At 69.1% G+C, this 13,494-nt stretch carries 10 protein-coding genes; 3 read left to right on the top strand and 7 right to left on the bottom strand.

The annotated features are described in order from the left end of the window. Positions 1 to 169 precede the first annotated feature (169 nt). Together ON38_RS31580 and ON38_RS31585 are read left to right on the top strand one after the other, a co-directional pair. Entirely contained in the window at positions 170 to 1,012 is an 843-nt protein-coding gene (locus ON38_RS31580; protein ID WP_039828854.1) for a mycofactocin-coupled SDR family oxidoreductase, read from the top strand. Positions 1,013 to 1,145: 133 nt separating this feature from the next. After that, positions 1,146 to 2,018, top strand: coding sequence for a P1 family peptidase (locus ON38_RS31585; RefSeq protein ID WP_039828855.1), 873 nt, complete (start codon positions 1,146 to 1,148; stop codon positions 2,016 to 2,018). Positions 2,019 to 2,089: 71 nt separating this feature from the next. Here the strand turns inward: ON38_RS31585 and ON38_RS31590 are convergent, their stop codons facing one another. Beyond that, positions 2,090 to 2,833, bottom strand: coding sequence for a hypothetical protein (locus ON38_RS31590; protein ID WP_157182025.1), 744 nt, complete (start codon positions 2,831 to 2,833; stop codon positions 2,090 to 2,092). Between the two features lie 289 nt (positions 2,834 to 3,122). Between ON38_RS31590 and ON38_RS31595 the strand changes: the two genes are divergently transcribed. Next, a complete protein-coding gene (locus ON38_RS31595) occupies positions 3,123 to 3,971 on the top strand; it encodes a DUF4253 domain-containing protein (RefSeq protein WP_051165532.1) in 849 nt (282 codons plus the stop codon). A 479-nt stretch (positions 3,972 to 4,450) separates the two neighbouring features. Here the strand turns inward: ON38_RS31595 and ON38_RS31600 are convergent, their stop codons facing one another. From ON38_RS31600 to ON38_RS31625, 6 genes are all read right to left on the bottom strand, one after another. After that, entirely contained in the window at positions 4,451 to 5,788 is a 1,338-nt protein-coding gene (locus ON38_RS31600; protein WP_245564464.1) for an NAD(P)/FAD-dependent oxidoreductase, read from the bottom strand. A gap of 81 nt (positions 5,789 to 5,869) precedes the next feature. Then, complete coding sequence (locus ON38_RS31605; protein ID WP_245564466.1) at positions 5,870 to 7,096, bottom strand: ATP-binding protein; 1,227 nt, start codon at positions 7,094 to 7,096, stop codon at positions 5,870 to 5,872. Between the two features lie 168 nt (positions 7,097 to 7,264). Beyond that, on the bottom strand, positions 7,265 to 8,212 hold the full coding sequence (locus ON38_RS31610; protein ID WP_218000875.1) for an alpha/beta hydrolase fold domain-containing protein: 948 nt from the start codon (positions 8,210 to 8,212) through the stop codon (positions 7,265 to 7,267). Continuing rightward, positions 8,199 to 10,223: a CocE/NonD family hydrolase gene (locus tag ON38_RS31615; protein ID WP_039828858.1), complete on the bottom strand. Its 2,025-nt coding sequence runs from the start codon at positions 10,221 to 10,223 to the stop codon at positions 8,199 to 8,201. Before ON38_RS31615 ends, ON38_RS31610 begins: the two co-directional genes overlap by 14 nt. Positions 10,224 to 10,437: 214 nt before the next feature. Next, entirely contained in the window at positions 10,438 to 12,588 is a 2,151-nt protein-coding gene (locus ON38_RS31620) for a catalase (protein WP_083873260.1), read from the bottom strand. 204 nt (positions 12,589 to 12,792) lie between these two features. Beyond that, the gene (locus tag ON38_RS31625) at positions 12,793 to 13,404 is read right to left on the bottom strand and encodes a LysE family translocator (RefSeq protein ID WP_039828859.1); all 612 of its coding nucleotides are present in this window, start codon (positions 13,402 to 13,404) and stop codon (positions 12,793 to 12,795) included. Positions 13,405 to 13,494 lie beyond the last annotated feature (90 nt).

The following is a 13,494-nucleotide window of genomic DNA, read 5'->3' on the forward strand; positions in this document are numbered from 1 at the left end:
GACTCGACGCTACCCACCCGGCACGACCGCCGGGTCGTCGCGGTCTCGGCCAGTGAGAGCACCGGCCCCGGCACCGGCCCCGCACCCCTACCGTGAGCGCCGCGGACCGCGCGCAGGTCGTGGCCGAACCCACTGCCGCGCGCGGTGCGCGCACCCGAGGAGGAACACGATGTCACAGGAATTCCGGGGCCGGGTCGCGCTGGTGACCGGCGCCGCACGCGGTCAGGGCCGCGCGCACGCGCTCGCGTTCGCCGAGCGCGGCGCCGATATCGTCCTCTGTGATCGCTGCGCGGACAGTCCCGCCCTGGACTATCCACTCGCTACCCGCGCCGATCTCGCGCACACCGAGCAGCTGGTCACCGCGCTCGGCCGGCGGTGTGTGAGCGTACAGGCCGATACCGCCGGCCGGGCCGCGATGGACGAGCTGGTGCGGCGCGCCGAAGACGAGCTCGGCTCGGTGGATATCGCGGTCGCCAACGCGGGCGTGACCGGGGTGGCGCCGATCGGTGAGCACAGCACCGAGCTCTGGCACGAGGTGATCGGGAGCAATCTCACCGGGGTGTTCAACACGCTGGCCGCGGTCGCCCCGGGCATGGTCGCCCGCAAGTACGGCCGCATCATCACCACCTCGTCGATGATGGGACGCGGCGCGAGCCCCGCCATGGCCTCCTATGTCGCCTCCAAATGGGGCGTGATCGGCCTGACCAAATCGCTGGCAATGGAACTCGCCCCGCACGGCGTCACGGTCAACTCCGTCGCCCCGGGCAATATCGCCACACCCATGGTGCAGAACGACGCCATGTACCGCCGGTTCCGGCCCGACCTCACCGATCCCACCTGGGAGGATGTGGCGCCGATCCTCGCCGGCCTGACCCACCTGCTACCCGTCGCGGCCCTCGAACCGGAGGAGGTCTCCCGGGCGGTGCTCTTCCTGGCCGCCGACGCCAGCGCCCACCTCACCGGCATGGTGTTCCCGGTGGACGCCGGAGCCGGCGCCAAGGGCAACGCCTGAACCGCCCGAAGGCGCGGCGCTCGAGGATAGCCGTTCCCCGACACCACCTTCCGCACGGCCGCTCGCCATCGGTGCGATGATCGCTGCGCAGAGCCCGGTTCGCCGGGCACAGCCTGGAGGACGGAGGCCACCGATGGGTATCGGAATTTCCGGAGTGAACGTCGGCCACTGGACCGACAGAGTGGGCCGGACCGGCTGCACGGTGCTCCTGCTACCGGCGGGCACCATCGCCTCGTGCGAGGTGCGCGGCGGCGCCCCGGCCAGTCGTGAGCTCGACGCCCTGTCCCCGGACAAGGCCGTGGTCTCCATCGATGCCGTCGTCCTGACCGGCGGGTCGGCCTTCGGTCTCGCCGCGGCCGACGGCGTCATGCGCTATCTCGAGGAACAGGACCGCGGCGTCCCCACACCCGCCGGGCGTGTCCCGATCGTCCCCACGCTGGCACTGTTCGACCTGGGCGCGGGTGATCCCGCCGCCCGGCCTACCGCCGAATCCGGTTACCTCGCGGCCCGGGCGGCCGCCGGGGAGCAGATCCTCGTGGGCCGCGTCGGGGCCGGCACCGGCGCCCACACCTCCCAGTGGCGCGGCCCGGAGCTGCGCCGACCGGGCGGCCTCGGTTACGCCGAGCGCCGGCTCGGTGAACTGGTGGTCGGCGCGCTGTGCGCGGTCAACGCCTTCGGCGATATCGACCTCGGCGCGGCGGATATCTCGCTGGACGCGGTGCTGCGGCTGGAGGGCGGGTTCGACTTCGAGCACGCCCGCGACCACACCACCATCGGCGCCGTCATCACCAACGCCCGGCTGGACAAACCGGGCTGCCGCATCGTCGCCCAAGGCGCCCACGACGGTCTTTCCCGGGCCCTGACACCGCCGCACACGCGCTTCGACGGAGACGGTTTCATCGCCGCCGCCACCGGCGCTATCGATGCACACGTCGATACGGTGCGGCTGATGGCACTGGCCGCCGTCGTGGACGCGATCCGGTCGGTCGCCACCCGCGAAACCTGAACCGGCCCGGACCGTTCGCGCCGTGAGCCGTCACCACCGAAAGCGGACCGGGCGGCCGCCGGTCTGTGGAATCAGCGGCCGAACACCGTGTTCATCACCTCCGCCGCGACCCGGTTCAGCGGCACCAGGACCCGCCGATTCAGGAATCCGAGCGGGCGAACGACGACGAAATCCCACCCCGTCGCGAGCGCGCGCAGCACCGGCCGCAACACGGTCCGGTAGACGAAAACGCACGGCACCACCACCAGCACCCGCACCACCGCGGTCGCCCCGCGCCAGCCGTAGGACACGATCGCCGCGAGGAGCATCCCGCACGGCCGCAACACCCAGCGCCACAGCTGCCGCAGCGGCCACACCACACACCACCGCCACAGCCACGCCACGGTCACCGCGAAAGCACCCAGCACCGGTCGCAGTACCCGGCGCCACAGCAGTTCGAGCCCGGGCAGCAGCAGCCGCCGCCAGAGCCATCGTTCGATCGCGTGCCGCAGCGGCCGCAGCAGCCAGTCCATCAGCAACGCCCCCAGCGGCGTGAGCACCATGCCCCACAGCACATGCCGAAGCGCCCACCCCCACACCAGATCCTTGACGAACAGCCACAGCGGCCGCACCACCCAGTACCAGAGGAACCGGCCCACCGGCACCAGCAACCGTTCCAATACATAGACGCCCGCCGCGACAACCGCCCGCCCGCACAGCTCGACCGCTTCCCAGAGCAACCGCACCGGCACCAGCAGCACCACCGCCAGGGCTCGCGCGACCCATTCGCCGATCGATACCCGTGGCCGGGGTTCCCGTGGATCTGTCGAAGACATCGAATCCTCCTCCCGCCCGGAATCATCGCACCCCGGGAGCCCCACCGTTAACGGGTAGTTCCCCGGCCCGGGGCCGAGTGCGGAACCGCGGGGCCGGCGCGACGGGGTCCCGGCGATGGCCGGCACCAGGCCGCGATTCACTCCGCGCCCGGCTGCCGCCGGCACCCCCGTGGAATCGCGGGAGCCGGGACCGCCCGGGTTATCGTTGTCTCGGATGCTGTCACCGGTTCGGAACGACAGGCGTGACGCGTCCGGTTCGCTGTGGAACAGAGGGGTCGAGGTACATCGTATGGGCGAGTTCCCACCGCCGTATTCGTTGCCCTGGGATCTGTATCCGCTGTTACCGGGTGGCGATGGAACAGGCCGGACACTGCCCGCCGCCCTTCCCCCGGGACGACTGGTCGTCTCTGACAACGGCGCCGGCGAGCCGGCGTACTGGCTCAGCGATGAGCCGGTCGACTATAACCTCTGGGTGCGGTTGGTGGCCGAACACGAGCAGACCGGGTTCTGGCCGCTGCTGCTCGGCCTCGACGACGAAGACTGCCGGTGGACCACCGGTGATGTGTCGTTCGAGGGTGTGACCGATCCCGGCGACCACGAGCCGGAGGCCGTACTGCGGCACTGGTGGTACCGCGATGTCGTACCCGGCGACGTCGACACGGCTCCGTTCGGGGCGCACTGGCCGGACGGCCGAGCACCCGAACCCTCGTACCGCGAAGACCCGGCCAAGGATGCGTTGAACCTCGGCGGGACGCTGCTCTACGACGATCCGTTGCGACTCGCTCTGGTCGCCGGAGGTTCCGCCGATTCCATTACCGCCATCGGCTGGCGAGGGGCCGCTGCACACACCGGTGACATCGCCCAGGTCTCCGCGGTGTTGCGGGACTGGGAGCGGCGTTACGGGACCCGCATCGTCGCGATAACCGCTCTGGGACTGAACCTGAGCGTTTCCGCGCCACCCGAAAATCGAGACGAGGCACTGCGCGTCGCGGCGGAACACTACGCGTTCTGCCCGGAAACCTGGGAAACGGACTTGGCGCTCATCGACAACGAGATCAGGCCGATCGCCGGGCGCGTACTGGCGAGTTACGCCGAAACGCTCATCAACGACAGGATCTGGTTCTTCCGCTGGTCCTGAGCCGCATCGGTGACCGGCCGGGCGATGTGAGCGCGGCGTCCGCGCGAATCCTTCCGCGATCAGTTCGAGGGCACGGCCGGCCTCGGCGACCGCGACCGGGTGCCGCTGTGCGGCGCTACGCCCGGCGGCCATCTCGTGCCAGTTGGCTTAGCACAGGTTGCGGCGCGCCGCGGTGATCGCGGCCGGTCGCGCGTCCAGGTCATCGGGCGCGCCGGGAGTTGTGGCGAGTGCGATCTCGCCGCTGCCGAGGAACCGAGCGAGCCGCGCGGTGAGCAGGTCAGCGGTTGCGCACCCGGACCAGTGTGCGCGGCGCCGCGGCAGCCATATGGCTGGACAACACCATCAGCGTGAGCACCGCGAATCCGGCGGCGGCCGTCGCGTAGACCATCATGGGGAACCTCCTCGTACGGTTTCCCGGTCCACCTTCCCCGCCGAACCTGGCAACAACCTGTGCGCCGCCGGGTAATGCCGTGTGTGTTCTAGTGACGGATTCCCTCGCTGCTGCCGAAGCTCGCCTCCTCCGGGCTCACCAGGCCCAGCAGGGTGAGCGGGCGCGCGGCGAACGCGTTGGTCAGGTAGGTCAACGTGATCGCCCAGCGGTTGATCCCGCGCGGCAGGGCGTAGGTGTGATAGGCGCGGGTCACCGCCTTGGCGGGCAGACCGGAGAGCCGGACACCCACCGGGTTCGCCACGGCGAATCCGGGCCCCAGATCCACCACCAGCCCCATATCGCGGTGTTTGTAGACCGTCTGGGTGCCGATGCCCAGACCGGCGGCCACATTGCGGGCCAGGACCTTGCCCTGCCGGGTGGCGTGCTGCGCGGTCGGCGGGGTGATCTTGCCCGGTTTCGTGAGATCCGGGACGGCGGCCGCGTCACCCCCGGCGAAAACGTCCGGGTGGCCGGGCACGCGCAGATCGGCGCCGACGGTCAGCCGCCCGCGTTCCATCGGCAGCCCGAGTGTGCCCAGCACCGGCGCGCCGGTCACGCCCGTCACCCAGGCGACGGTGTGGGTCGCGATACGGGTGCCGTCGGTGAGCACGACGTGGTCCTCGGTGAGTTCCTTCAGCGACATCCCGAGCCGGATATCGATACCGCGATTGCGCAGCACGGTGAGCACCTTGTCGCTGAGCTTCTCGCCGACCTCCGGCATCACCCGGTCGGCCATGTCGAGCAGCACGAAACGGACCTCGGCGGGGTCGAAACCGCGGCGCTTGGCGTAGGTGTCGGCGAGGGCCCGCAGCTGCGCGACGAGTTCGGTGCCGGCGTAGGACGCGCCGACCACGACCACGGTCCGGCGCGCCCGGCGCAGCTCCGGATCCTCTTCATGGTCGGCCAGCTCCAGTTGCCGCAGCAACTGTTCCCGCAGGTACAACGCCTCGGCGACCGTTTTGAGGCCGCGTCCGTGCTCGGCGAGGCCGGGAACGTCGAAGAGGCGGGTCACCGAACCGGGCGTGAGCACCAGACGATCCCAGGCCAGCTCTCGTGGCGTGTGATGCTCGCTGGTCAGGGTGATCGTCTTGTTGTCCAGATCGATCGATTCGGCCGTGGCGATGATCAGCCGGACCCGGGGCAGGGCGTCGGCCAGCGACACCGCCACGAAGCGCGGGTCGATGAGCCCGCCGGCCACATCCGGCAGCAGCGGTGTGTACAGCATGTAGTCGTTGGGCGTGACCAGCACGACCTCGGTATCACGTTCCTGCTTCGCCAGCAGGCGGCACAGGTTGCGGGCACAGGTGAACCCGGCGAAACCGCTGCCCACGATCACCACCCGCTGCGGCCCGGCACTGCGGTCGGCGGAACTCTCGACGTCCGGCACGGCCACCTCCTTGTTCGTCTCGGTTCCCTGGGCGGTTCCCGGAGGATCGCCGCCGAAACATGGCGATCCGGCCGTTGCCGGTCAGCCGGCTTCCGCGAACTCGAACGGCAGGGCGTCGATCGCCTCGCGGTACCGCCGTTCCAGCTCATCCGCGTCGGGGGCACCGATATAGAGGGTGGCCAATTTGTACCGGTAGGCGTCCTGGTTCGGCAGGTCGGAGAGACGGTCTCCGGGCTGCACCTCCACGTGCACCACCGTCCCCGGGAAACGACGCCGCAGTGCGGCGATATCGGCGTCGGTGGGCACCGCGCGCACGATACCGTCTTCGTACCGGGGCACCATGCACTGCGCGGCGACCGCGAACTCCCCCTTGCGATGCGGCATCCGGGGCCGCTCGCCGAGGGCGATATCGATGGCGACGCCGTGATTCGAGCTACCGTCGACCTTCGCGAACAGGTCGCTGTGCGACTGGGAGATACGTGTGTTGACCTCGATCAACCACAGCTTGCCCGTATCGGCGTCCCACATGAATTCCGAGTTGAAGCAGCCGTTGTCGTATCCGGTGTGCCGCAGATAGCGCTCGGTGACGTCGATCATCCGCTGCTGCACATCATCGGGGACGGTCCGCGCCGGATAGTCCAGATGGTCGAAGCTGTGCCCGGCCGCGTCCTTGCGCATATCGAACACGCCGTGCACATGGTATTCGCCACGGAACATCGTGCCCTCCGGCGCGGCCTGAGTACCGGTGACCACCTGCTCGGCCAGGCAGGTGCGCCCGCCCGCCACCCGGATCTCCGCCGGCACGTCCACCCGCTCGAGCGCGCGGTCGAAGGGTTCGGCGATACGGCCGATCTCGGCCCGGATCTGTTCGATGGCGGTGGCGAACACCTCGGCGTCGGTCACTTCGAATCCCAATTGCGAGGAATGGGATTTGATCGGTTTGACCCAGAACGGGAACGGAATATCAATCTTGTCCAGGGCGTCGGGGTCGAACGGATCGAAGGCACAGAAATCCGGTACACATTCCGGCACCGATTCCCGCTGCAATACGCGACTCCAATATTTGTGCTCGTTCTTCAGCACGCTTTCCAAACCGGGCGAGGGCAATCCGAATTCATCCGCCAGAATCGGCACGAGCACACTGGTCGGGAAATCCCAGTGGGCGATGATCGCTTCCACCCGGCCGTCGAAGGCACGCAGCTCCGCGCGGGCCCGGTCGAGCAGACCGTCGAAGTCGAACTCGTCGGCCGTGATCAAGGTGTCGTATTCGAGCAATCCATGCAGGGAAAATCCACCCGGAACTTCCACGGTCGAGATTTCCTCGCGTTGGGAATCGGTCAGAGCAGGTACGAAAATATTCTTCCTCACGCAGACCGGCTAGCCATATTCCACCGACTCAAACGCTCGGGCCGGCGAACGAAAGTCGCGCCCCCGGAACCGTCCGGTAAGCGAAGGTTCCGGAGACGCGAAAGGCCGTCACGACGGCGGGCGATCCACGATGCGCACCAGGTCACCCAGCGCCCGGCGCGCCTCCGGAATATCCGCGAGCGGCCACGCGTGGAACATCCCGGCGAATTCGTGATACTCGAGTCCGACGCCTTCGGCGGCACAGCGTTCCCGGAACCGGCGCGCGTCCGCGAGCAGGACATCCCGGGTGCCGATGAACAGGCTCAACGCCCCGGGGGTCGCGGCCGGTGCGTACAGCGGGCTGATCACCGGATCGGTTCTGTCGATCTCCCCCGCGTAGAGCCGGCCGGCCTCGGTCAGGCCGGCGACCCCGAGGTAGGGGTCGCCGGGGTCGAGCTCCCGGGCCCACGGGTCGGTCATGGTCACATCGAGCCAGGGAGAGATCAGCACGACCTCCTTCGGCTCGACCCCGCCCGCCGCCCCGAGCGAGCGGGCCAGGACCAGCGCCAGCGCTCCCCCGGCCGAATCCCCCATCAGCACCTTGTCCTGCGAGGCGGTGCCGGCGAAGGCCGCGTCGTGCGCGGCGAGCACCATGGCGACGGTGTCGCGCGGATGGTTCGCCGGAGCCAGCGGGTAGAGCGGTACCGTCACCGTGCAGCCGGTCTCGTCGACCAATCGCGACAGGAACTTCCAGTGGTCGCGCTGGATCTGGTGCACGTAGGCGCCCCCGTGCAGGTACAGCACGTGCCGGGAGGTGCCGGCGGCCCGGGGCCGGATCGTGTAGACGGGCCGCCCGTGTATCTCCCGGCAGGTGACCCGGTGCCGCCGCCCCAGCGCGGCCGGCGGGCGGTCCCGCGCGGGCCGCTGGCTCTTGCGAATGCTTTCGCGCAGCGCCTCGGCACTGGAGAACGGTTTCCCGGCCCGGGTCAGCCGCAGTGCGGCGATCAGCATCCGGCCCCGCAGACTTGTCGCGGCGGACTCCCGGGGGATCGCCGGACGCATCTCAGACGTGGTCACGAGGGATCCTCCTGTCCCAGTTCCGCGAGAAGGTGCGCTGCTCGCCCTCGAAACCGTCGAGTTCGGCGTGCACCAGGAAATGGGTGGGTGTACAGGTGACCCGGGTGCGGGTCTCGGTCCGGGTCCGCCAGTCCCCCCGCCCGAAGCTCATCGACCACGAGGTCTCCGCGGTGGCCGAACAGAAGTCGTCGGCCTGCCAGCCGTAGCGTTCCCGGACCTTCCGGTCCACTTCCAGCTCGTGTTCGTCGAAGCGGACGAGGCCCGCGTCCTTGACGATCTCCAGCGCGGACCGGTAGTCGACCAGATCGCGGGAGACGGTCCATTTCTGATCACCGGGGCTGATATGGGTCACCGCCATCGGTTCCGCGCCCTCGGGCTCGCCGAACGGTTGCCTCTCCGCTTCGTCGGCGTCCGCCATCGGCCGGACGGGCAGCCGCAGACTGCTCCCCGCCGTGTACACGGTGACCTGGGCCGGCTCCGGTGGCGGCCAGGCCAGCGGCCAGTACGAGGTCGACAGCGACAGCCGGATCCGGTGACCCGCCGGAAATGCCTGGGCCACGGCATTGAGTTGCACGGTGACTCGGTAGCGCTCACCCGCCGCGAGGGGCCGGGGATCGTCGTGACCGTCGCGGTGGGTCAGGTTGAGCAGACCGTAGGTCACCCGGGTCGCACGGCCGTCCGGCGCCACATCGGACAACCTGGCCGCGACCATGGCTACCGGTTTGTCCGCCGCCACCTCAAGGGTCACCGTCGGCGCACCCAGGATCTCGCACCGCTGCGCGAGAGCCTCGGTCTCGAAGACCAGTGAGCCGCCGTCCTCCTCGCGCTGGTCGTATGGCAGGTCGGGCGGAGCGTTGTAGGACGCCCATTTCCCCGCGAACTGCCCCACCGACAGCGGCGATTCGACCGGTAGCGCCACCTGCGCCACCTCCTCGCCGGGCTCGGCGATCCGGTACCGTCCCAGCGGGTATTCGGTGAATCGGATATTCGGCGACGGCCATTCCGGCTCCCCCACCCATCGGCCGGGCCGGTCCTCGTAGGCGGTCGACGGTGGCACGCTCTCCTGCATCCAGGTCTGCAACACCGGCCCGTCCAGCACGCCGTTGTCGACATCCTTGAGCCAGTGGTCCCACCAGCGCACGACTTCCTGGAGATACCCGATGGCGGGACCGGGTTCGCCCAGATGCGGATACTTGTGCGACCAGGGACCGATCAGCCCCTTGCGCGGGACGTCCAGATTGGCGAGCAGCCGGCCGACCGCGTTCGAATAGCCGTCGGCCCACCCGCTCGAAGCCAGTACCGGCACCTGCACGGCGGCATAGTCCTCGCACACCGAGGCCCGGCGCCAGTACTCGTCGCGGCGCTGGTGCTCGAGCCAATTGGCCGCCCACAGACTGCAGTTCTCCAACCGCTCGAACCACATATCGCGCCAGCGGTCGCCGACCAGCGCCGGGTCCGGCGGCAAGGTGCTGTAGGCGAACATGGTCGCGGATTCGGCGATATTGTCCGAGAGCAGGGCACCGCCCATGTAGTGCATATCGTCGGAATAGCGGTCGTCGGTGAACGAGGAGATGACGATGGCCTGCAGGTGCGGTGGTTTGCGGGCCGCGATCTGCAGCGAGTTGAACCCGCCCCAGGAGATGCCCATCATCCCGATCCGGCCGTCGCACCACGGCTGCGCGGCCATCCATGCCATGACGTCCTCGGCATCGCGATGCTCCTGTTCGAGGTATTCGTCCACGAGTACACCCTCGGACTCCCCGGTACCGCGCAGATCGACTCTGACGCAGGCATACCCGTGGCCCGCCATATAGGGGTGGTGAATCGAATCCCGGACCGCGGACAGATCGCGTTTCCGGTAGGGGATGTACTCCAGGATGCCCGGAACCGGGCGATCGTCGGCGGCGAGCGGCCGCCACACCTTGGCCGCCAGTCTGGTTCCGTCCGACATCGGGATCCACAGGTGTTCGTCCACGGTGATCTGCTGGGGCAGCGATGTCACTGTCCGCATCGATCCTCCTCGTCGTGCTCGCGATCCGGCCGCGCCGTGAACACGGCTACCCACCGCATGCGGACAGCGTCCCCGTGCGGTGGCCGGCGCGGATCTTCACTTCTCGTCGAACCCGCACACCGGCTACCCGCTCACATCCCGGCTACACCGGAGGCGGGCGCGGCGTGCGCTGGGCCGGTGCCGCCCCGGGCGGGACGGCACCGGCCCGCCGGCCTCAGGCCGGAATACTCTTGGTGTCCCGTTCCCAGATCCGGTGCCCCGCCAGCAGCGTGGCGAACGCGCCGGTGAAACCGTCGGATACCGTGTCCCCGCTGCGCAGTACGCCATCGGCCGGGGTGTCCGGCTGCGGGGGCTCGGCGATACCGCCCGCCCGCAGGACCTCGGTGCCCGCGCCCAGCGCGGCGATCGGCTTCGCGTGCTTGTACGCCTCGGTGACGAAATGCACGGCCGGCCCCGACGCGGCGAGGGCGCGCGCACAGTCCTCGCCACCGCTCACCACGACCGCGTCGTAGAGCACCGAGGCCATCGTCGCCAGCGTCCGATCCACTGTCAGCGAATCTCCGCCGGACCCGCGCAGTTCACCGCCGTGCGGTGCGAGCACCTCGGCGACGGCCCCGCGGTCGGTGAGGGCGCTGCGCAGCTGTTCCACACTCGCGGCATCCACGCCGTCGGTGGCCAGGATCGCGATCTGACGAGTGGCGATGGTCTGCGGGGGATCCTTCAGCTGGGACAGCGCGGGTGAGAGCGGCACCTCGGACACCTCCTGCGCGGCCGGAGCCGGCAGGCCCAGCTCCCGAGCCACCCGGTCGGACAGATCCGGGTCGACCTTCACCAGTTCCTCCAGAACCCGCGTCCGGATCTCGACCCGCCGGCATTTCCCGAGTTCGAAGGCGAACGCCTCGACGATATGGGTGGCCTCCGGCTCGGTCATACTGCGCCAGAACATCCGCGGCTGCCGGTAGTACTCCTTGAAGCTCTCGCTGCGGGCCCGGATCGTCTCACCCTCCACCCGGCGGGTGTAGTGGCGGTAGACATCCTCGTCGGCCAGCGCGGGACAGCCGCCGCCGATCGTGTTCTTGGTGTAGAACGCCTGCCCGTGCGGGATATCGTGCCGGCTGTAGCCGTCCTGCTGATGGGTACGGACATCGGCCAGCGGGCGATTCACCGGCAGATGCGCGAAATTCGGCCCGCCCAGCCGGATCAGCTGGGTGTCCAGGTAGGAGAAGTTGCGCAGCTGCAGCAGCGGATCGTTGGTGAAATCGATACCGGGCACGATATTGGCCGTATGGAAGGCGATCTGCTCGGTTTCGGCGAAGAAGTTGTCCGGGTTACGGTCCAGGACCAGTTCGCCGACCGGGCGCACCGGCACCTGCTCCTCCGGGATGATCTTGGTGGCGTCGAGCAGGTCGAAATCGAAGTCGAATTCCTGCTCCTCCGGCACCAGCTGCACACCCAGCTCCCAGCGCGGGAAATTACCGGCTTCGATATTGTCCCAGAGATCGCGGCGGTTGTAATCGGGGTCGCGGCCCGCCACCTGCTGACATTCGTCCCAGAGCAGTGAGTGCACGCCCAGGCTCGGCTTCCAGTGGAACTTCACGAAGGTTCCCCGGCCCTCGGCGTTCACCAGCCGGAAGGTGTGCACACCGAAACCCTGCATCATCCGGTAACTCCGCGGCAGCGCCGGGTCGGACATGAGCCACATGATGGCGTGCAGGGTTTCCGGCTGGGCGGCCACGAAATCCCACAGCGTGTCGTGGGCCGACTGCGCTTGGGGGATCTCGTTGTGCGGTTCGGGTTTCACCGCGTGCACGAAATCGGGGAACTTGATGCCGTCCTGGATGAAGAAGACGGGGAAGTTGTTGCCGACCAGGTCGTAGTTTCCCTGCGGGGTGTAGAACTTCGTGGCGAACCCGCGCACGTCACGCACCGTATCGGAGGAACCCCGGGAACCGGCGACCGTGGAGAACCGGACGAAGACCGGGGTGCGCAGTTCGGGGTCGGTCAGGAACTTCGCGGCCGTGTACTCGGCCAGCGAATCGTCGTACGGGCGGAAATAGCCGTAGGCGCCCGCCCCGCGGGCATGGACCACCCGTTCCGGGATTCGTTCGTGATCGAAATGGGTGATCTTCTCCCGGGCGTGGAAGTCGTCTATGAGGGTGGGCCCGCGCTCCCCGACGGTCAGCGCGTCGTCGGTGTGGTCGACACGCACCCCTTGCTGTGTGGTGAGATACCCGCTCTCCCGATCTTGCCGCAGCGGATCGAGCTGCCGCTGTTTCGGGTCGTCACCCCCGCGCCCTTCGCCGATCACCTGTTGCTGCGCATCGGACGCGGCGGGGTCGGCGGATGGCTGTGACGTTCGGTCCATAGTGTCCTCCTCGCTGGCGGGCTGACCTGGTGTCCCCGATCCGGGCGCACTCGGCCTGGTCGGGCGGCTTCCCCGGACGAGCAGTGCTAAACAGCGCCCGGTGAGCGCCCGGATCCCGCGGTTCTCCGATCTGTCGCGCGGCGCCGGGCCCGGGTCCCGCAACGGACCGGGTCCCGGCGGCGGGCACCGGCCGGACGCCGGGTGTCATTCGCCGGCCAGGCGCACCCCGAAGGTCACCAGGGCCGCTCCCGCCACGGCGTCCAGCAGCCGGCGCACCACCCGGCGGGCGAACCACGGCCGGACCCGGTGCACGAAGGCCGCGAGGCACAGCAACCACAGCGACCCGAGCACGGCCACGGTGTAGGCCGGCAGCAAGGCGTGGGCGATACCGGAATCCGCGTGCAGGAACTGCGGAAGGACCGACAGATACAGGGCCAGGATCTTCGGATTGGTGATGTTGCTGAGGAATCCGGCGCGTAACGCCCGGTCACCGCCGCCGTCGTCGGTGACCCCGCCGGCGGCGCCACCGCGGCAGGCGGACCACAGTGCCCGCGCCCCGAGATAGCACAGATAGGTCGCGCCGAACCACCGCACCGCCGTGAACAGTGGCTGCGATCCGGTGATCAGCGCTCCCACCCCCAGCGCCGCCGCGCTGCCCTGCACGAGACTGGCGGCGCAGATACCCGCCACCGCTCGCGCACCGCCCCGGAACCCACTCAGCACCGAGTGATGGAGGGTGATCACCGTATCCGGCCCGGGCGCCAAGACCACGAGAACCACCACCGCGAGGTAACCGGCATATTCGTGCACTGTCACCTCGCCGGACTACCCGCCGGGCGCACGCCGAACCGGCACCCGCGGACCCTCCGGCACGAACAGAGCCAACAAGTAACTCATCATTCTTCG

It is taken from the genome of Nocardia testacea NBRC 100365, assembly GCF_000308775.1.
In the GTDB taxonomy this organism is placed as follows: Bacteria; Actinomycetota; Actinomycetes; order Mycobacteriales; family Mycobacteriaceae; genus Nocardia; species Nocardia testacea.